The organism is Sporosarcina psychrophila, from assembly GCF_001590685.1.
Classification (GTDB): Bacteria; Bacillota; Bacilli; order Bacillales_A; family Planococcaceae; genus Sporosarcina; species Sporosarcina psychrophila.
This window is the reverse complement of record NZ_CP014616.1, coordinates 2,482,602-2,500,025: the sequence shown is the minus strand read 5'-3', so window position 1 is coordinate 2,500,025 and position 17,424 is coordinate 2,482,602. Positions and strand designations below refer to the sequence as shown.

General features: G+C 36.9%; 26 protein-coding genes, 2 pseudogenes and 1 riboswitch. Of the genes and pseudogenes, 22 read left to right on the top strand and 6 right to left on the bottom strand.

The annotated features are described in order from the left end of the window. The first annotated feature begins 103 nt into the window (after positions 1–103). The 7 genes and pseudogenes from AZE41_RS11880 to AZE41_RS22240 all read left to right on the top strand — a co-directional run. A complete protein-coding gene (locus AZE41_RS11880; RefSeq protein WP_067206251.1) occupies positions 104–1,306 on the top strand; it encodes an IS110 family RNA-guided transposase in 1,203 nt (400 codons plus the stop codon). Positions 1,307–1,597: 291 nt separating this feature from the next. Continuing rightward, complete coding sequence (locus AZE41_RS22245) at positions 1,598–1,816, top strand: transcriptional regulator (protein ID WP_231885672.1); 219 nt, start codon at positions 1,598–1,600, stop codon at positions 1,814–1,816. A gap of 8 nt (positions 1,817–1,824) precedes the next feature. After that, complete coding sequence (locus AZE41_RS11875; RefSeq protein WP_067209611.1) at positions 1,825–2,199, top strand: YhjD family protein; 375 nt, start codon at positions 1,825–1,827, stop codon at positions 2,197–2,199. A gap of 6 nt (positions 2,200–2,205) precedes the next feature. Next, positions 2,206–2,469, top strand: a complete 264-nt coding sequence (locus AZE41_RS11870; protein WP_067209609.1) for a YolD-like family protein — start codon at positions 2,206–2,208, stop codon at positions 2,467–2,469. A gap of 1 nt (position 2,470) precedes the next feature. After that, a complete protein-coding gene (locus AZE41_RS11865; RefSeq protein ID WP_067209607.1) occupies positions 2,471–2,809 on the top strand; it encodes a YolD-like family protein in 339 nt (112 codons plus the stop codon). A 117-nt stretch (positions 2,810–2,926) separates the two neighbouring features. Continuing rightward, on the top strand, positions 2,927–3,061 hold the full coding sequence (locus AZE41_RS23455) for a hypothetical protein (protein ID WP_257722476.1): 135 nt from the start codon (positions 2,927–2,929) through the stop codon (positions 3,059–3,061). 880 nt (positions 3,062–3,941) lie between these two features. Further along, positions 3,942–4,127, top strand: a pseudogene (locus AZE41_RS22240) (RusA family crossover junction endodeoxyribonuclease); the annotation flags it as partial. A gap of 270 nt (positions 4,128–4,397) precedes the next feature. Here the strand turns inward: AZE41_RS22240 and AZE41_RS11860 are convergent. Continuing rightward, a complete protein-coding gene (locus AZE41_RS11860) occupies positions 4,398–4,910 on the bottom strand; it encodes a GNAT family N-acetyltransferase (protein WP_067209604.1) in 513 nt (170 codons plus the stop codon). 100 nt (positions 4,911–5,010) lie between these two features. On the opposite strand from AZE41_RS11860, the gene AZE41_RS11855 reads away from it, so the two are divergent. Both AZE41_RS11855 and AZE41_RS11850 read left to right on the top strand, forming a co-directional pair. Further along, on the top strand, positions 5,011–5,235 hold the full coding sequence (locus AZE41_RS11855; protein WP_067209602.1) for a hypothetical protein: 225 nt from the start codon (positions 5,011–5,013) through the stop codon (positions 5,233–5,235). Positions 5,236–5,722: 487 nt separating this feature from the next. Next, a complete protein-coding gene (locus AZE41_RS11850) occupies positions 5,723–5,902 on the top strand; it encodes a DUF6877 family protein (protein ID WP_067209599.1) in 180 nt (59 codons plus the stop codon). Between the two features lie 437 nt (positions 5,903–6,339). On the opposite strand, the gene AZE41_RS22735 is transcribed toward AZE41_RS11850, so the two are convergent. Beyond that, positions 6,340–6,516: a hypothetical protein gene (locus AZE41_RS22735; protein ID WP_156476032.1), complete on the bottom strand. Its 177-nt coding sequence runs from the start codon at positions 6,514–6,516 to the stop codon at positions 6,340–6,342. A 104-nt stretch (positions 6,517–6,620) separates the two neighbouring features. Here AZE41_RS22735 and AZE41_RS11845 point away from each other — a divergent pair, with 104 nt between their 5' ends. From AZE41_RS11845 to AZE41_RS22235, 3 genes and pseudogenes are all read left to right on the top strand, one after another. Then, positions 6,621–6,848: a hypothetical protein gene (locus AZE41_RS11845; RefSeq protein ID WP_067209597.1), complete on the top strand. Its 228-nt coding sequence runs from the start codon at positions 6,621–6,623 to the stop codon at positions 6,846–6,848. 24 nt (positions 6,849–6,872) lie between these two features. Further along, positions 6,873–7,025, top strand: coding sequence for a hypothetical protein (locus AZE41_RS22730; RefSeq protein ID WP_156476031.1), 153 nt, complete (start codon positions 6,873–6,875; stop codon positions 7,023–7,025). A 231-nt stretch (positions 7,026–7,256) separates the two neighbouring features. Continuing rightward, positions 7,257–7,565, top strand: a pseudogene (locus tag AZE41_RS22235) (IS1595 family transposase); the annotation flags it as partial. Positions 7,566–7,568: 3 nt separating this feature from the next. Here AZE41_RS22235 and AZE41_RS11840 read toward each other — a convergent pair. Continuing rightward, positions 7,569–8,138: a DUF6434 domain-containing protein gene (locus AZE41_RS11840; RefSeq protein WP_067209595.1), complete on the bottom strand. Its 570-nt coding sequence runs from the start codon at positions 8,136–8,138 to the stop codon at positions 7,569–7,571. A gap of 334 nt (positions 8,139–8,472) precedes the next feature. Here AZE41_RS11840 and AZE41_RS11835 point away from each other — a divergent pair, with 334 nt between their 5' ends. From AZE41_RS11835 to AZE41_RS11815, 5 genes are all read left to right on the top strand, one after another. Further along, entirely contained in the window at positions 8,473–8,652 is a 180-nt protein-coding gene (locus AZE41_RS11835) for a hypothetical protein (protein WP_067209592.1), read from the top strand. A gap of 544 nt (positions 8,653–9,196) precedes the next feature. Further along, positions 9,197–9,505: an aminopeptidase gene (locus AZE41_RS11830; RefSeq protein WP_067209590.1), complete on the top strand. Its 309-nt coding sequence runs from the start codon at positions 9,197–9,199 to the stop codon at positions 9,503–9,505. Beyond that, the gene (locus AZE41_RS11825; protein WP_067209588.1) at positions 9,498–9,719 is read left to right on the top strand and encodes a transcriptional regulator; all 222 of its coding nucleotides are present in this window, start codon (positions 9,498–9,500) and stop codon (positions 9,717–9,719) included. Before AZE41_RS11830 ends, AZE41_RS11825 begins: the two co-directional genes overlap by 8 nt. Then, complete coding sequence (locus tag AZE41_RS11820; RefSeq protein ID WP_067209586.1) at positions 9,719–10,105, top strand: YhjD family protein; 387 nt, start codon at positions 9,719–9,721, stop codon at positions 10,103–10,105. The genes AZE41_RS11825 and AZE41_RS11820 overlap by 1 nt, the downstream gene beginning before the upstream one ends. A gap of 89 nt (positions 10,106–10,194) precedes the next feature. Further along, positions 10,195–10,452, top strand: a complete 258-nt coding sequence (locus AZE41_RS11815) for a YolD-like family protein (protein ID WP_067209583.1) — start codon at positions 10,195–10,197, stop codon at positions 10,450–10,452. A 499-nt stretch (positions 10,453–10,951) separates the two neighbouring features. Here AZE41_RS11815 and AZE41_RS11810 read toward each other — a convergent pair whose 3' ends face one another. Both AZE41_RS11810 and AZE41_RS11805 read right to left on the bottom strand, forming a co-directional pair. Continuing rightward, a complete protein-coding gene (locus tag AZE41_RS11810) occupies positions 10,952–11,320 on the bottom strand; it encodes a response regulator (protein WP_067213953.1) in 369 nt (122 codons plus the stop codon). A gap of 30 nt (positions 11,321–11,350) precedes the next feature. Further along, positions 11,351–11,436: riboswitch (cyclic di-GMP riboswitch) on the bottom strand. A 213-nt stretch (positions 11,437–11,649) separates the two neighbouring features. Continuing rightward, a complete protein-coding gene (locus AZE41_RS11805) occupies positions 11,650–12,048 on the bottom strand; it encodes a hypothetical protein (protein ID WP_067209581.1) in 399 nt (132 codons plus the stop codon). A gap of 296 nt (positions 12,049–12,344) precedes the next feature. Here AZE41_RS11805 and AZE41_RS11800 point away from each other — a divergent pair, with 296 nt between their 5' ends. Continuing rightward, a complete protein-coding gene (locus AZE41_RS11800) occupies positions 12,345–12,530 on the top strand; it encodes a hypothetical protein (RefSeq protein WP_067209578.1) in 186 nt (61 codons plus the stop codon). A 438-nt stretch (positions 12,531–12,968) separates the two neighbouring features. Beyond that, positions 12,969–13,085 (top strand): hypothetical protein, encoded by a 117-nt coding sequence (locus tag AZE41_RS23690; protein ID WP_418064821.1) that lies wholly within the window; start codon positions 12,969–12,971, stop codon positions 13,083–13,085. Between the two features lie 783 nt (positions 13,086–13,868). Here the strand turns inward: AZE41_RS23690 and AZE41_RS11795 are convergent. Next, entirely contained in the window at positions 13,869–14,729 is an 861-nt protein-coding gene (locus AZE41_RS11795) for a manganese catalase family protein (protein WP_067209575.1), read from the bottom strand. Between the two features lie 605 nt (positions 14,730–15,334). On the opposite strand from AZE41_RS11795, the gene AZE41_RS11790 reads away from it, so the two are divergent. The 3 genes from AZE41_RS11790 (at position 15,335) to AZE41_RS11780 (ending at position 17,405) form a co-directional block, all read left to right on the top strand. Then, positions 15,335–15,538, top strand: a complete 204-nt coding sequence (locus tag AZE41_RS11790; protein ID WP_067209573.1) for a hypothetical protein — start codon at positions 15,335–15,337, stop codon at positions 15,536–15,538. 539 nt (positions 15,539–16,077) lie between these two features. Further along, positions 16,078–16,518, top strand: a complete 441-nt coding sequence (locus AZE41_RS11785) for an NUDIX domain-containing protein (protein ID WP_067209570.1) — start codon at positions 16,078–16,080, stop codon at positions 16,516–16,518. Positions 16,519–16,901: 383 nt separating this feature from the next. Then, entirely contained in the window at positions 16,902–17,405 is a 504-nt protein-coding gene (locus AZE41_RS11780; protein ID WP_067209568.1) for a DUF2798 domain-containing protein, read from the top strand. Positions 17,406–17,424: the final 19 nt, after the last annotated feature.

The window sequence follows — 17,424 nt, the reverse complement described above, 5'->3', positions numbered from 1 at the left end:
GTTTGAGGCTGGTTGGGACGTAGATCTCGTATAACAAGCGAAGCTATGACACTACAAGAAGGATTAGGGGTACTGGCAAGTAGAAATTAGAGGAGGAATAAAAATGAATCCAGTAGTTGGCCTGGATGTGGCAAAAGGAGAAAGCCAAGTTCAGGCATTCTTAGATAAATCAAAACCGTTTGGAAAGAGCTTTTCTGTGAAGCATACCAGAGAGGAATTACATCGCTTTATTGGATTTTTAAAAGAGATAGAAAAGATGACAGGACAAATGCCTATGGTCATTCTAGAATCCACTGGTCATTATCATACCCCCGTTGTTCAATTCATGGAGGAACATGATGTTATATATATCTTGCTTAACCCTATAATTTCTTATCAGGCTAAGAAGTCCAGTTTAAGAAAGGTGAAAACGGACGCAATCGATGCGTATCAGTTGTGTGTGCTTTATTACAAAGAAGATTTTGAACCTCATAAAAACAGAGGGCTTCAGCTTTTAGACCTTCGAAATCTTTCAAGACAACAGGAGATCGTTACGAATATGTATGTAGAAGCAAAACTTCAGTTTCATACTATTTTAGATCAAGTATTTCCTGAATATCGGAAGGTTTTTGGTGATCTATATTCAAAGGTTTCTTTATTGATGTTAGAGGAATTTCCGACTTCAGAAGCCGTCTTATCAGCTGGGGAAAGTAAAATAGCCGTGCGTGTTGCAGAGTTCTGCCCTAGTCGTTCTGTCCAATGGGCAAGAGAAAAGGCAAAAAAAATAATGGATGCCGCAATGCGAAATCCATTTCAAAAAGTCGTGTATCAAAGTCACTTAATCAATCTTCAAATGTATATTGAGATGCTTTTTCAGTACCAAGGACACCTTTCAATTTTAGAGAATCGTATTGTGACCTTGGCAAATGAGCTAGAAGACTACAAGATTGTCCAATCGATTCCTGGAATAGGAGAAAAAATCGCTGCAACGATTATCTCCGAAATTGGTGAAATCGATCGGTTTAGTCATCCGAAAAAACTGGTTGCCTTTGCAGGAGTAGATCCCAGAGTTTACTCATCAGGAAAGTTCACAGCAACAACCAACCGTATTACTAAAAGAGGTTCAAGCAGACTGCGTCACGCCTTGTATCTAGCAGTATTATGTGGAATAAGAAGTTCAAGGAACAAAAAGCTTAAAGAATTCTATGGTAAGAAAAAGTCAGAAGGAAAGCCAGCCAAAGTAGCGATTGTAGCCTGTATTAATAAATTACTTCATTGGATTTATGCATTATTAAACAGAAAAGAATCTTTCCTTGATATAGCTTAATTAACAGTTTTAATAATGAGAGAGAAAATCTTCCAAAAGGTTTTTGGAGGGCTGTTTGGCATGCTCAAAATAGTATAACATAGGGTTAATAATTATTTTAGAGAAAAATATTGACATCCTATTAGCTGGTTTAGTTGAACAAGAAGAGATCGTCAATTGACGGTCTTTTTTATTTGCCCAAATATCTAAGATGTATCGTTTCAAATGTTAATTGGTAATATTTATAATTTCCATTTTGAGCTTGCATCGCGAACGGTCGTTCTATACACTAGTGAAAAAGGGGGAACGAGTGTGCGTAATCAATTAGTTAAGTCAGTGAAATACAGCGAACACCTAGATATGATGTACATGGCTGCAGACGGTTCAATTAGTAAAAGAAGAATCAGTGTACTACAGGTCGGTGAGGTATCATTCCGTGCCTATTGTTATCTAAGGAAGTCAAAGCGGACTTTTTCACTATCGACAACATACTCGCACTCGTTCCCATCGTACATAAAGAAAGCATGGTGATCTAAGTCGTGCCGTTAATTCCAGGAGAGGCGTTACCGTATTTCGAGAACATGATTTACTTACCGATGATCATAAGTATCTTGGAGAGAGACCGAGAAGTAATTGTAAAAAGCTCATTCAAATTAAAAGGCCCTTATATCAATATTGTCGAGAGCGCATTGAATATTGTGCGGTCTGAATTGAAGTTAACAAATACTTATGCAAGAAACAGAAATTTGAAGTTGATTAAAAAGGGGAAAGACGGTTCGTTCACAGAGTATGCATTTATCCATAATGGCTACGAAGACATAAGACGTTACATGAACATTCGGTTGCGCAACAGGACGGAAGAATTGATAAATGAGTATTTCGCCAAGTCAGAAAACTCAAAACTGAAAGGATGATGAAAAATGACAGCAATTCCGAAGCCACCAAAATCAAAGGTTGTGGCAAGTCCGAAACTAACAGAGACCGATTTTCTAGAGATAGGCGAGAGAATCGGGGAATCAAAAGAATTCGGCGTAGAGGTTGAAATCACAATTTATGCCCAAAAGCGGTTCGAGTCAGTTACAGGGATTGTTACAGAAGTCGATGGCCAACTAGGTAAATTATCGTTGCAAGTGGGTTACGATAACATAAAAATCAACATGAATAATATTGTGAGCGCGAAATGAGATGCTAGAAAACATTCGGGATAGAGGAAACGTTAAATGGACTGCAATGATGCTATCGGAGCACGTCGCAGAGTTGCGTAGATGGCAGAATGAAGATCGTTACGAAGAACGTCCGCAGCTTGATGACTTCGATTTACAGGCTATCCAGTACGAAATAGAAGTTGCTCAAAAAAGGGAATGCCAAGTACACGTAAGGTTGTGGGATAAAGGGAAAGTCGTGTTTTACATGGGTGTCATAAAAGAAGTAAATGTTGAGTCGATGTGGATCACGGTTGATAGTCCGTTTGGGAGGGATCGTATGCCGGTGAAGGATATTATATGTGTCCAATGCGCAGAGTAATGCATGAAATCCCTAACCTGTCTTGGATGGGGATTTTCTTTTGTCGTTAATTGTCAAAACATTATAAAAAGGACTTACTTCCCGTCTGTCGAATAGTGACAATTAGGAGGGGTGTATATGATAAAAGATAATGAAATTGTAATCCCGGAAGAACTGAAAGCGAATATGATAATCCTTAATAAGGCTATATCTATTGAACAAAAGAAACTTCAAATACCATATAGAAATGGAGCTAGAGGCATTTGCTTTTAATGACCTTGAATCCGCATACATATTTTTAACCAGTCTACCGAATATGTCTGCATTAGAATTAATACTCATGATGAATAATCCGGATTCCAATTTTAATGACGGAGTAAATAGTAATCGCTTTTTGCATTAAAGCTGAGGAATAGAAGAGAACATAAAACAGCCATCAACTCTATTGAGAAGGTGGCTGTTGTCATGTTATGAGTTGTGCGCCTGTCCGCTTTTAATGTGTCCCCCAACCACACGAATTCAAAAGATTTCCTACGACTTGCCTTTAATGGCGCGATATAGCCGGTTAGTTCATTGGATACTGATACTATCATGTTTGTATGTTTGTAGAACGTACGTACGAAATGACTGATTAGTCTAGCACGAAATAATTCATTGTAGCAACAATGCTTATGAGGGGTTTAAATAAAAATAACCTCAAAATATTCCACCAATTTAAAAAGTGAATGCATTACTGTAGGCTTTCGCTAATTTGACTTCGAGGTTTTATTTATGAGTGGGTATATAAACTTAAAATCATCAAAGAAGTATTTCTTAGTCGTTCTGCCATAGTCTGTAGTGGAATACCTTTCCTCAACCCAATTATTGCATTGGGATGTCTAAAACTGTGTGAGAAATAGATTTCATTCCTGATTCTTAGGGTGCGTTTAATTGGATTTGAAACAGCTTTTTCACTAACGGGAGTTCCGAATCTTTCTGATGTCAGTACGTAATCTGTTTCCATCCATCGTTTCCCATAATTGAGCATGATCTTTTTACACCATATTCTATACATCTTCAATTGATTTAAAAGGGGATCGTCGACAAAAATTGTTCGATTGCTATTTTTGCTTTACGGACTCCGTGGTAATCACGGCCTAAGGCGCTTCAAACGAAGCATGCTCTTATCAAGTCGGGTGAATTGCGACCGACGACGAAACCGGATGTCGACAATTATGTGAAGGCAATCAAAGACGGCCTTATAAAAGTCATTTGGCAGGATGACAGTCAAGTGGTGGATCTGAAGGTCCGAAAGTTTTACAGTTTGTCACCAAAAGTTGTTGTTTGTATCAAATACTGACTTGAAATGAGGGAGGGCAATGAACGGTGTTTAGCGGTTGTTTTTTTGGTGAGAGAAGGATCAGCGGGTTTGGCTATATGAGCCTTTGTTGCAACGGGAATTGTACGACAAGAGGCAAGGAGGTTGGAAGTTGTGGAAGTGAAATGGGAGAGGAATGACAGTTATTCCATTTTGGGAAGGAGTTGTACTCGTAGTTATGAGGGTGGGCGGTTGAGTAAGTGAAAGTAGACACACTATGTGAAGCAAAAGAAATAAAAAAAGAACGGTTTATTAGTTACCGTTCTTTAATAAAGCTGAGACTTTGAATGTTTGGATTATGCAAGGTTCATCATCAATTAATTGATTTTTTTCTTCATAATCAATTTTAAAATCTTTATATACTTTTCTCCAAAAGGATACAGCGGGAAGGTTATTAACAAGTTCAATAACAAAGTATTTTCCTTTTTTATTTTCAAATAACTCTTCTACTGCCTGTATTCCAAAACCCTTACCTTTGTACTTATTTAGAATAAAGATGTCATTAATGCCGAAATCATTTTCTTTTTTTAAAAATGGCCTTTCCAAAAGCAGAATAAATCCTATAATGTTGCCATCAAATTTGATGAAGTAAGGAGAAATGCCCTCATTAGTCCAAAATGAGTTTAGATCCTCGTAATCAAAAAATCCATTTTCATCAATAGTAATGTTAGCTGTGAACTTGGACAGATCATGAAGATAAAAGGAATATAAGTTGCGTAAAATTATTTTTTCATTTTCAAAAACTTCCTGAAGAGAAACAGACATATAAAAACCTCCTTAGCATTTCTTTAAACTATATCTTAAATGCAATTATTTTGGAAATATTTTACTGTAAAGCACAATACAACCAAAAGGAGCTGAGAAAATGACTTCAGAACAAGCTAAAGAACTTTTCTCCGAAAAAGGACTAACTTATGAAAACATTACAAAAGGCGATATTGGTGTTTTGTTCACCTTCCTTAACAAGCAAGTTAAAGAAGCCAATAAGGCAGGCATAATGTCCACAAACACTATGAGAATGAGTCAAAAAAATAAAAAGCAAGTACAATACAACCGGAAATGTAAAGGAATGTTATTTATTCTTAAATAGTCATTACTTCACTCAACGAGAAGCGATCAGCTTTAATTCAGACGGCTTTATAGGATTTGCAGGTTGGGTGGACAGTGGTAACAAATCACCTTTAATGAGTGCTTTTGTGGAATGGGTAGATACGATAGCAAGTTAGTACACAGCGTGTCACAGAACGCGCAAATAAAAAAGTCGATTAAATTTAATCAGCTTTCTGTTTCTTGATTTTTATTATTTGATATAAATCATGTAAAATCGTTGCCGACAATACTAGGATTACAAAAACTCTAGAAAATGTGGTGTTTAAGTCGTTGGATAATAATACTGCCATTAATACAAGCACGAAGATAATATTTAGAACTTTGTTAGTTACTTCTGATTTAAACATGGTAGAACACCAACTTTCTAAATATTAATTATCTAATATACGTATTTAAAATCAATAAGTTTCAAATGTTCAATAATCATGGAGCTACAGAACGACTCAAAAGGCCGAGTAGATAACTGAATGACCGCATATCAAGAAATAATCAAGCTTTTACCGCAATTACCGTTTGAGGTGCTGAAAGATGTTGAACGACGCACCGGGGACTGGATGTGGAGCGGTGGCAATGAGGATGATCCGTATATTCATCAGCAGTTGCGGTATGACAAACGATTGTTAGGAGGGAAATCAAATCAAATATGACAAGCTAGAATGTTCTGAGTGCGGCAGAAGTTGCAAAACTTTGTACAGACCGACCTCAAATCATTCGGGCCCGAATTTGTGTTACTGGTGCAACCGTAGAAGGATGAAAGAAGAAAAATCGAAGGAGTGACCGAAGTGGTGTAGCAGCTAACCATTTTTGATGTTGCGCCAGTCAAAGAAACCTTTACAGTCGGTGACACGGTTGAAATCGTTGTCAATGTGGAGGAAATAGAAGTTGAGGATTATTACTATCTCAAAACATATCAGGGGTCGGAGGGACGGATTGTAAAGGTTTTGGTGGGCCTGCAGTACGAGGTCCTGTTTGCTAGAAATAATCAGATCGGGATATTTCGGTAAAGTGAATTGAAGAGGAGTGAATGAAATGACAGTAAGGACGTTCACTGTCGTGTATCGTCCCATTCGTAAGTATACAATCATTACTCTATGTCAGTTTTTTCTCTATTCATTTCTTTTATACGATCATCAATCGGATCAATCGTATGAATCGTATGTTTAAATCGCTTACTTTGATGGAGGACGATAAAAATAAAAATGAACTGTAAAATCAAGGTAGCAATACAAATGCAAATCCACATCCACGTCGTTGCTGTCATTAGATAGTCTCCTTTCTTGCTGTAAGTTTACTACAAAAATATAGGCTAGTCAGTTACGGGTTGGTGACAGTTAGGCAGGATGAATTGAAGAGGAGTGAGCAGGGATGAACAATGATCATGAACGTGAAAAGATTAAAAGGTTGATAAAGAGCTTTTCGTACGCCGTGTATGCGAATGCTTTAGCGGAAATGGGGAAAATAAACTCTCGTAAACTTATGGCTGAGATGTCGGAAGGATCCAAGATGTCCCGTGAATATTTGGAACATCACTCGAGCATTGAAACGGATGGGGGTGCTGGTTTGATCCACGCAAAAGAACAAAAGCGTGTTTAACTTGATGAGGTTGATATTGATTGGGTGTTTACTGAGCGAGAAACGGATGTATTCAGAGCGATGTGGGAAGCGAATATGAGCATGGATAGCATCGCGGAAGAGTTGGGACGTAAGAAGTTGGAAATCGGATTGCTGATTATCGAACAGGCTGAACTTGGGGAAATACAGGTACGGTAGCAGGGGATATTCGGACAATAAAAAAAGACAGGATTCCTTCTGTCTCAGACAACTTAATACTAATACTAGGAGGGGTCCTGGTGAATAAAGATATTACTTTTAAGACGGATGCATTATTAATAGGGATTGGTATAATGGAACCACCAATGAACTGAGTGGTAGTTATTTCGGACAATATTGCAAAAGTGAGAGAGCTGACTGAGCATGGTGAATATAAGATTGTGACGTCACCCATCTGCTTTGCTATGTACAGATAGAGCCACGAACTACAAGAAGTTTGCCAAAATAAAGGGACTCAAGCACGAAACGGTAAATGAACGTCAAAAACAGCGTGTTAAGAAGGGTATCTATCGCATCCAACACGTCAACAACTTTCGCAATCGTTTAAAGGCTTGGATGGTACGTTTTCAAGGAGTTGCCACTAAGTACCTTGCCAACTACCTTTACTGGTTCCGTTGGCTTGAAATAGGCAAACAAATGCTTGTTTCTGCTTGTCGAAAGTCAAATTACTATACAGTAGTAATGTTAAGATGTCCTTAAAGGTTAATTACTAGGGTCATATTTGTTGCTTCCAGGAATTTTCTTGATTTTATTCCAGGCTTCAATTGCTTCTGGACGAGTTTTACCTTGATTCTTCGGGTCAGCAAAATAGTCACGAGTGAATTGATTGTATTCAAATTGAGGTGCAATCTTTTTCTTGAATGTGGGGTCTTTCTTTCGTTCTTCTTCCTCATACCAAGCATTTACAACATCACGATACGTTTTTCCTACGTTACTTTTAAAGTAGTTTTGGATATACGTTGAAAAATGAAAGTTTGGAATAGCCGCCTTGAAAAAGGCTCTTACATCTTGACTACAACGATGGTTTTCAGTAATAACTGTATTGAGACTTAAATCAACTTGCGGTTTTATTTTCTTGTTTATACTTGATTTTCTGATAGTTTTTTTTATCTCTCCTGTTTGAAGAATTGTCTCAATCCTATCTGAAATCTCTATTTTTGAGCCAGAAGCACTAATTCCGCTTTCCCTGCAAAATGCTTGCAATTCTTCTTTTAACCAATAGAAATCTTTAAAACTCTGGAAACTAATATCTTTCGTTAGATTAGGTCTCAATAGAATTACCTCTAAATATACTTAATCACATTATAGAACAATTGTTCATGAAAATCGAAAATAGTAATAACCAATAGCAACATACTTTACGAAAACAGCCTTCTTATTCAACTAACGGTTTTAGTTGAACAAAATGAGATCGTCTATTGACGGCTTTTTAGCGAAGTGAGTATCGTAGGCATTAATGTTTGACCAACTAACGAAAGCCCTCACATCCGTTTAAAGGATGGTGATATGATACTTAAATTAAGAGCCCCATCCACATATTCAATTGCGCTGTGGAATTGGCGACAGGAAAACTACTTTATCATAAAGATGGGAGAAGTGAAACTTAATGAAAAAGTGGATGAAATATATTGTTATCATTATATATTTGCTTCTTTTAGACTATTCCATTGAAAAACCTAAAGACCTTTACTTTTATCTTATTTATGTTCCTATTGTTTTTGGGGGCGTGTTTTTAATTCTTTATCTTTTTGAAAAAAATAATAAAACTAAAAATGATTCTTATTAAACAAACGGTTGCATTAGTTGAACAAAATGAGATCGTCTATTGCCGGTCTTTTTATTTGTCCAGTTGTCTGTGGAAAGGTTAAATAAGAGTAAAGAAAAAGCGGAACCTCCACAGAATGAATTGTGGTAGGCCGCTTTTTTTATTTGCCAAGACACAGTCATCTATTCTTGGTTTACATACATAATTCACTTATCCCTACAAAAGTAAACGTGGAAAGATAAAATTGATTATTTAAAGCAAAGGGTGACTACTCATTTAATTAAGCGTATGCCTTTATTGTTTGTCGAATAATAGGTATTCGTGTGAACATGGACGAATAAAGAACAATGCTCTGTTCTTATTGAATTAACGGAGCAGTTTAGATTAATAAGGAATTAGATTGGGGTTTATCGGACATCTAGAAAAAAAAGGTAATATAGAACAAATGTCGAAAACATATATAACGGAGTTATGGGGTGCTCGTTATGTTCAATGATTGCAACTGGAAGTTAATGTAATTATTTTGATTGGCTGTATTATTAATAAACTTTAAGAGGTGTTTTTCTTGAAAGACCCGAGAATACAAAAAATCGCAGAATTAATTGTAAACCATTCAATAAATGTACAACCAAACGAGCATATATTGATTCAAACTAATACAGAAATTGAACTTAGTGTTGTCAGAGAGATTATCAAGGAAATTCATAAAGCTGGCGGTTTTGCACATATCGATTTAAGAGATGCAACAGTAACAAGGCAATTAGTTCTAGGCGGAACAAAAGAGCAGTTTGAAATCCTGGCCGAAATTGAAGTAGAACGCTTGGCGAAAATGGACGGATATATTAACTTGAAAGGAGGGAACGAGTGTGCGTAACCAATTAATTAAGTCTGCAGGGTATAACGAGTCCTTAGATATGATGTATCTCGCAAGGGGCGGAACAATCAGCAAGCGAAGAATCAACGTACTGCAGGTCGGCGAGGTATCGTTCCGTGCATACTGTTTTCTACGCAAATTCAAGCTGACTTTTACGATTGATAATGAACTCGCACTTGTTCCCGTCGTACATAAAGAAAGCATGGTGATCTAATGCCGTTAATCCTAGGAGACGCCTTACCGTATTTCGAGAAAATGATTTACCTACCGATGATTATAAGCATCTTGGAGAGAGACCGAGAAGTGATTGAAACAAGTTCGTTCAAATTGAAAGGACCTTATATCTATATCGTTGAAAGTGCGTTAAATACCGTTCGAGCTGAATTAAAAGAAACAAATAATTATGCACGAAGAAAAAATATGAAGTTGATTAAAAGAGGGAAAGATGGCACGTTCACCGAGTATGCATTTATCCAAAATGGCTACGAGGATAAGAGACGCTACATGAATATACGGCTGCGTAACAGGACGGAAGAGTTGATATCTGTTTACTTTGCAATGGTAGAAAGTCAGGGTACAAGGGGAGTTGCTACAACGTGATTAATCAGAGCGCTGAAGAATTGGCCATATCACTGATGTTTGGGAACACCTAGCGGAAATAAAAGACTGGAACAGAAAGGATGATGAAAATGACAGCAATTCCAAAACCACCAAAATCAAAGGTTGTAGCAGGACCAAAACTAACAGAAACTGATTTTCTTGAAATCGGCGAAAGAATAGGGGAATCAAAAGAATTTAACATAGAGGTTACGATATATGCTCAAAAGAGGTATGAGTCAGTTACAGGAATCGTTACAGAAGTCGATGGCCAACAAGGTAAATTATCTTTCCAAATGGGTTTTGAAAACGTAAGAATAAACATGAATAATATTGTGAGTGTGAAATGAAATGCTAGAAAACATTCAAGATAGAAGTTGCGCAAAAAAGGGAAAGTGGTTTTTACATGGATGTCATAAAGGAAAAAATGTTGAGTCGATGTGGATTACAGTTGATAGTCCTTTCGGAAGAGACCACATGCCGGTAGAGGATATAGTCGATGTGCAGATTGCGGAAGATTAGACGGAGTAAAGGCGACTTCTCGAAAGAGGTCGCCTTTTTAATCTTGTATCTTTGATAATACCAGATTGACATTTATTGAATCTTGTATTCATTTATAATATATCAAACAATTCAGTGTTAGTTAAACGGAGTTTATATAACAAAGGATGACCTCGTTTGAAGGCTGAGCATTCATTATTTCTTCTTTGTTACTCTCGTTAGGGGTTTATTATATTGGTTGGATGCATGGGCAGGTGAAGTGATTTCGTTAACACGAACTGTACATTTGAAATGAAATGAAAAAAAGACCATAATTTCGTGGTCTTTTATGTTAGTGTACTATGTTTTTCAATAGATTTTATTTAATTGGGTAATAAGTTCATCAAAAAAAGGCTTTACGATAAAGTCTGCGGCTCCATTTTCTAAAGCCTCAATTATTAAGTCTTGAGTCCCTAAGGCTGAGCACATAACAACACGAGCATTGGGGTTTATTTTCTTAATTTCTTTTAGCGTAGCGATACCGTTCATATTTGGTAAAGTGATATCCAATAAAACGATGTGAGGGAAGTGTGATTTATAAAGAGTCACAGCATCTTCTCCACTCCCAGCTTCAGCTACGACATAATAACCGTTACTTACGATAATCTTTCTTAATAGATTTCTCATGAATTTTGAATCATCTACGAGCATTACTGATTTATTGAAAATGATCCTCATCCTTTTTAACAAGTGATAGAAAGCAATACACTTGGTAACCGGCTGCCATTACAAATAGATGTATTAGGTCCTTGGCTTTGCGTCCTTACCTTTCGATAAGTTTGCCTATATACAAGCTACCATACTTTGATAGAACAATCTTATAAAAGAGTCTAATACAAAGGAGTAGTAAGTAAATAGGTGGATAGGTAACATGCACAGTCCGAAAATAAAAGACCACTGATTAAAAATAATCAGCAGTCTTTATCACAGTCATCTTGAGATTTATGCCCGGAAATTTCGAACAACCATTGTTAATCCACGTTTTTCAAACTTATTGACGCTTTCACTTAACTATCAAAGCTACCTAAAATCATGAAATCTACAAGAATCCCACTCACTGGATTTTCTGAACCTAATACATTAATTCCTAGTACTACTATACTACTATTATTTGTAACATTAGCAGAGACAAATTTTGCAGCAACATTCTTTTCTCGCATTTGTACTCTCGGTCTTGCATTTATCGAAGAATTTGTAGAATATATGCTTGATACAGCATAGTCAATAGTTGTTAATAATGGAATGCCAGTAGATAATCCGTTTTCTGTAAAATAAAGTGTGGCTATACCATTTGCGTCAGATGTAGCTTGCCCATAAACAATCCGCTTTACTTTTTTGGGATTGGACTCTCCTGCTTTAAACACTTGAAGAGCTGTTGGTGACAGTAAAACAAACTCAACGCTCATAGCTATTCTCCCTTTGTAATACTTTGATATCTATTACAAACAACAACATTGATTAAATGTATGACTGGCTATACCTTAATATTCTTTGTGCTTTTTATTAGCTTATTACATTCAATGTTCCTTGAGGAATCTTGCTTTTTTGCAAAGTGAAATTGCAGAGAAAGCCATTAAAATGTAGTACGCAGTTCGACCAAAATATGTAGCAGATGTGATGGTGACTTAGTAAACAATTTTATTGCGAATGTAATAAAAACGAGTATTAAGGCTTGGTAGCGGTGAACGTGGAGGAAAACGATTTGAAGACAACTCCTTCTAAAAAGGCAACAGAAATGTATATCGAAGTCATTGCAGCGGAAAGTGCGGATGAAATTTTAGACGAGGCGGAACCGAATCTACGGACTAAAGAATATGCATTTATGAAATTCATGAATGTGCCTAATACGCAGGATCACACAGTTAGGGATTTATTACAGGAATTTTAAAGCACCACAAATGGCTTTTTGCTGGCTGACAGTTCGTTACTTTAACGCACAGTACGAGGAAACGGGAGACCCATTATATGCAGTAAATAAGAAGAGGACTAGGTATTATCATAACGAAATCAATTTCTTTCCCCAGGTACCTAAGCGATATAGAAGCAGAACCTGGAAAAAAACCACTGACTTTTAGTTTAAAGATAATGTGACTGTTTACAGTACGCCTATTAGTTTAAGTAGTAAAACTATTACAAGAATCGAAATAATAACACTTAGAATGTATCTCAAGGATATCCCTCCTTTAGAATGATTGTACCATGGTTACGGTAACCAAAAGTGTTTTTTTAAGGAATTTATTTCGAATTTACAAGCTAGTACAATAAGTGGGAACGCATAGTCTGATCAAAAAGCGAAGTAAATAATTGAATGACCGCATAAGAAGAAATAATAAAACTTTTAACCCGATTACTGTTCGAGGTGCTGAAAGATATTGAACGACGCACTAGGGACTGGATGTGGAGTGCTAGCAATGGGACGATCCGTATATTCGTCAGCGGATAAGGCATGCTAAACATTTTGTGAGGGAGTGTTAACCGTGGTGCAGCACCTTACTATTTTTAATGCGCTGCCAAAATGATAGAAAGGACTTTTACTGTCATGTGCCGGTCCGTTCTATATGTATAAATTCATTTTCATAGAAATAATTCATTAATCTATGTCGATTCACTCTCTATTCATTTCTTCTATATGATTATCTATCGGATCAATCGTATGTTTATATCGATAACTTTTATGAACGACGAAATAGATGAAAATGAGTTCTAAAACCAAGATGATACAAATCCATATCCAAATCCATGTTGTAACTGTCTTTTGATAGTCTCCATTCTGACTTTATCTAATGTAAGTTTACTACGAAATCTGCTTAAGTATAGGTTAGTCAGTTATGGAACGGTGACAGGTTGGAATCAATTCTATAAATCTGAGTTCTGTTAGGTTTATATATTGTGACATTATGTTCTTTTGTAATATGAGGTGTATTTCGCGAAGAAAGATCGTATTGGGATATTTCAGCGTGATGAATTGAGAATTATTACAGTTTGATATGGCGCTACGTGCAGGGGATATGAAAATGTTTATGCAACTTGCGGATGAGTTGAAAGGGATGGAAGTACTGGTATGAGTGAAAAGAATTTATAACAGTTGGATAGATGGTGAAATCAAGAGCCTAGTGCTGGATTCAGGAAGCAAGTCATTACATGGCTGGTTGGAAAACCAACACATAATGAGGTTAGTTACACGAAGAAATAAAAAATCAGTCCCTTATATAGGGACTGAACAAATTTAGTTATTCATGTCTTGAATACCTGGACTATGTTCATTTGGCATGTCAGGCAGTAAAGGAACCGGGAATCCAGCAGGTGGAGGAGTAACTTTAAGTTCACCCTTATTTCTACTAGGGGACTGTCCCTGGTAAATTTCCCCGATTCTAGTTGGGTCTAATCTGAAATTGAACTGGGCATTATGATACCCTAACTCCACATATTTTCTGCATTCAGGATATTTATTTATATCGTAATTCGGGACAGGGAAAAGCTTACCCCAATCAACACCGAGCGTTTCCAATGCTTTTGCAAAAGCATTCTGATGTGCGTTATCTCTCACGATTAGGAAAGCTAATGTCTCTCGAAATGTCTTGTTAGAACTCATTTCGTAAATTCGAGTTTTTTGCAAGACACCGGTTGATTCTAACACCAGGTTATCGAGCATATCACTAATCAAATTGCCATGGCTATAAACCCAAGAACCGTTCCAAGGATTCCCAGTAGCATCTACAGGGAGAGAGGCTTGAGCACCAATAATGTAGTGATGAGGATTTGCGTGTCTAACGGCATCATCGAGAGGTGCTTGATCGACACCAGCATTACCTGGTACAGCAGATTCACCTGAATCATTTAACAATTGATTGATTGTATTCTGGACAAGTTCAACATGAGCGATTTCTTCCAAAAACACACCACGAAGTAAGTCGCGATATTGTGTTTCCTTACCTCTGAAATTGGAGCTTTGGAAAAAGTACTGCATCATGGTACGCATTTCTCCAAAATGCCCACCTAGAATTTCTTGCATCACTTTTGCAGCTTCAGGGTCGGGTTTATCGGGAGGAGTGACGGGATTAATCAATTCTTCTTTGTAGTAATACACATTTAGCACCTCATTTATATATTTTTACTAACGTAGTATCAAGCAAAATGAAAATTTTATTCACAATCAAAATAATTGTCTATCGGAAAAAACGAGGACACTGATTCAATTTAACGGTTGTTTTCAGTTTTTTTATTGGAATTGAGTCTTTGCACTTATTTTGCCCGAAAACAGTTATTTTGGCACCAAAGTAGGAAAAGTCGATGGGAATCAATCAAACCGACAGGATTAGAGATGTTTTTCGAAGGAGTAAGCATCTCCAACAAGTCATTAGATACGAAACGAAGTTAAGGATAATTCAAGAGCGTATCCACGTAGTTGGAAATGTGAGAGAGATAGAAGTTCTTCATTAGATTCTTGAGGTGAAGAAGTACTCTTAGATAAGCACGTCCCATCCGACGCTTGAAAGACTCCATCGTGATGCAAATGTCGAAAATGCCAAATACGTCGAGATATTGTTCTTAGAGAATCAAGAAGATAAACTTAAAGGCAAGTCGGGAGTGGGATAATTTGTGTGTTGAACTATGCGACAGTCCAATTACATACGAGTGGTAACTTTTAGTTTACCTACATTTCTGATAACATCGGTTGCGGGAGGTGAGAAAATGCTTGAATTTCAGATAACACTTCATTTTAATGATAATGAAACTTTCATTATGAACTTATCAGCGAGTAGTCTAGAAGATGCGTCGATAAAAGTTACTCAAATGATACAAGATAAACATATTCATCAAGAAATAAATGGGAATTCCTATATAAAAGGATATAATCTTGCTATGGTACAACGTTTTCATGTATCCAACAGGTAAAAGTTATGAGTTTATTTAGCATCCTGCGGGGTGCTTTTCTTACGTTCAGTCAAGTGTTTTCGTGGGCTTGCTTGCTGCATACACCGATTGAACCTGACCTGTAATCTCGATGCAACAATGGCCAACTAAACAATTTCCGAAGTTACAACCCAACAGCTTAGTAACCATCCGATTCAAACCCCGCATTATTATTAGCGCCCAGATTCAGCGACAAGCAGCGAATCGAGGAGCTGAGGTTCATGGCTAACGATGCAATTACGTGTGTTCGCGAGATTTTGATTGGCGTTGAATGAATTCTTGGAGTATCTCTTGAATTTAAATAGTACTATAGGTATCATGATTTATAGTCCGTCAAATCAATAAATTGGAGAACTGTAATTAGGGTTCTGCTTATAAACGTCTGAAACCAAGGATCGTATCTTTTACAGGTTGCATAAGGTGCCTATTGACATAAAAGGTTCGAGGGGGAAAATTTCAGCATATGATGCATTGAAACTTTCTCAATCAGCCTTATTTTATTACTTAAGGGGATAATTGAAATGAAGGAAATTAACGAACTTAAAGCAGGAGTCGCTATTATTATTTTAGATGAAGATAATCGAGTATTATTGCAGAAGAGAGCTGATGTGGGGCTATGGGGGATCCCATCAGGACATGTAGAGATCGGGGAGACAGTATCCGAAGCAGCTATTAGGGAAATGAAGGAAGAAACGAATTTAGATATACGAATTACTAAGCTAATCGGTGTTTACTCTGATCCAGATTCACAGGTGTTTTCATACCCTAAAGGAAAAATAGTTCATTTTATAACAACCTGTTTTTTAGCTGAAATTATAAGCGGAGAACTTCGATGCAATTCTTCGGAATCACTCGATATTCAATATTTCGAACAACAAGCTTTGCCAGCAGATTTGTTGAAAATGCATCCTTGCTGGCTGAAAGATGCTTTGGCTGAGAGAGATTTGGCGTTTATACGTTAAGGTTCAGCGCTAAGAATAAGTACAAATGGAGAACGTCCAACCGGGCGTTCTTTTACTTTCCAAAAAGAAAACTGGCAAACAATGCGTTTGGTGGTTTTCTATTAATTAAGGGAAAAGAAAACAAATCTACCGTTGACGGCATGCTGCATACGCGAAACGAAAGCCGAAAGATAGAGAAGGTATAAGGCTAGGATAGCAATGCGATTAGTCTGGTTATCCAAAAATAAGGAGTGTGGAATGGCTGACGGAGAGGTGACATTCATTTGAAGAAAATGCTATGATTAGTAAATCAGTGTGTAGAGATATTGGCTTTCTCATTAACCAAAAATATATGTCTCATGATACGTCTGCCATCTGAAATATTATTCGCGGAGATGACAAACATGCATGGAGAAACAAGACTACCTAGAAACGGAAGAGAAGGTATATTATTTTTATTAATCATTTCAATTATTTCAGTAAACACAATCGCCCCTATTATTACAGGGGTGGAACGTGGCTTCAGTAAAGAGGTATATCTAGATACATTAAAGATTATTCCGTTTATGTGGATAATCGTAATTTTATCAGTACGATTGATTGCGGGACCGATTGTTGGTAAGCTGATACCAAAATTCGTGGGACAATCAGATGGGTTTAATGCCAGAATTCTATTGAATACTTTATTGAATGTTACGGTATTATCTATTATTCTATCGATTATCGGAACTTGGGTTGGTACGAAACAAATAAGCCTAGAACCATTTAAAAATTTCTTTCACATTTGGCCAAGAAACTTTGGTATAGCATTTTGGATTGAACTGTTGGTTGCACAGCCAATAGCAAGATTTGCGATGAAAAGATTACATGCAAGACAGGGTCGCAAAGCCGAAAGTGTAAATGCGTAACGCGCAGCAGGAACAAACT

Bases quoted from the DNA above. Each gene is read 5' to 3' on its own strand.
- AZE41_RS11860 (WP_067209604.1), bottom strand. From the start codon at position 4,910: ATGTCTGTTTCTCTTCAGGAAGTTTTTGAAAATGAAAAAATAATTTTA.
- AZE41_RS11855 (WP_067209602.1), top strand. From the start codon at position 5,011: ATGACTTCAGAACAAGCTAAAGAACTTTTCTCCGAAAAAGGACTAACT.
- AZE41_RS11790 (WP_067209573.1), top strand. From the start codon at position 15,335: ATGCTTGAATTTCAGATAACACTTCATTTTAATGATAATGAAACTTTC.
- AZE41_RS11810 (WP_067213953.1), bottom strand. From the start codon at position 11,320: ATGAGGATCATTTTCAATAAATCAGTAATGCTCGTAGATGATTCAAAA.
- AZE41_RS11780 (WP_067209568.1), top strand. From the start codon at position 16,902: ATGCATGGAGAAACAAGACTACCTAGAAACGGAAGAGAAGGTATATTA.
- AZE41_RS11815 (WP_067209583.1), top strand. From the start codon at position 10,195: ATGACAGCAATTCCAAAACCACCAAAATCAAAGGTTGTAGCAGGACCA.
- AZE41_RS11870 (WP_067209609.1), top strand. From the start codon at position 2,206: ATGACAGCAATTCCGAAGCCACCAAAATCAAAGGTTGTGGCAAGTCCG.
- AZE41_RS22735 (WP_156476032.1), bottom strand. From the start codon at position 6,516: ATGACAGCAACGACGTGGATGTGGATTTGCATTTGTATTGCTACCTTG.
- AZE41_RS11785 (WP_067209570.1), top strand. From the start codon at position 16,078: ATGAAGGAAATTAACGAACTTAAAGCAGGAGTCGCTATTATTATTTTA.
- AZE41_RS11865 (WP_067209607.1), top strand. From the start codon at position 2,471: ATGCTAGAAAACATTCGGGATAGAGGAAACGTTAAATGGACTGCAATG.
- AZE41_RS11845 (WP_067209597.1), top strand. From the start codon at position 6,621: ATGAACAATGATCATGAACGTGAAAAGATTAAAAGGTTGATAAAGAGC.
- AZE41_RS11805 (WP_067209581.1), bottom strand. From the start codon at position 12,048: ATGAGCGTTGAGTTTGTTTTACTGTCACCAACAGCTCTTCAAGTGTTT.
- AZE41_RS11820 (WP_067209586.1), top strand. From the start codon at position 9,719: ATGCCGTTAATCCTAGGAGACGCCTTACCGTATTTCGAGAAAATGATT.
- AZE41_RS11880 (WP_067206251.1), top strand. From the start codon at position 104: ATGAATCCAGTAGTTGGCCTGGATGTGGCAAAAGGAGAAAGCCAAGTT.
- AZE41_RS11835 (WP_067209592.1), top strand. From the start codon at position 8,473: ATGAAAAAGTGGATGAAATATATTGTTATCATTATATATTTGCTTCTT.
- AZE41_RS11850 (WP_067209599.1), top strand. From the start codon at position 5,723: ATGACCGCATATCAAGAAATAATCAAGCTTTTACCGCAATTACCGTTT.
- AZE41_RS23455 (WP_257722476.1), top strand. From the start codon at position 2,927: ATGATAAAAGATAATGAAATTGTAATCCCGGAAGAACTGAAAGCGAAT.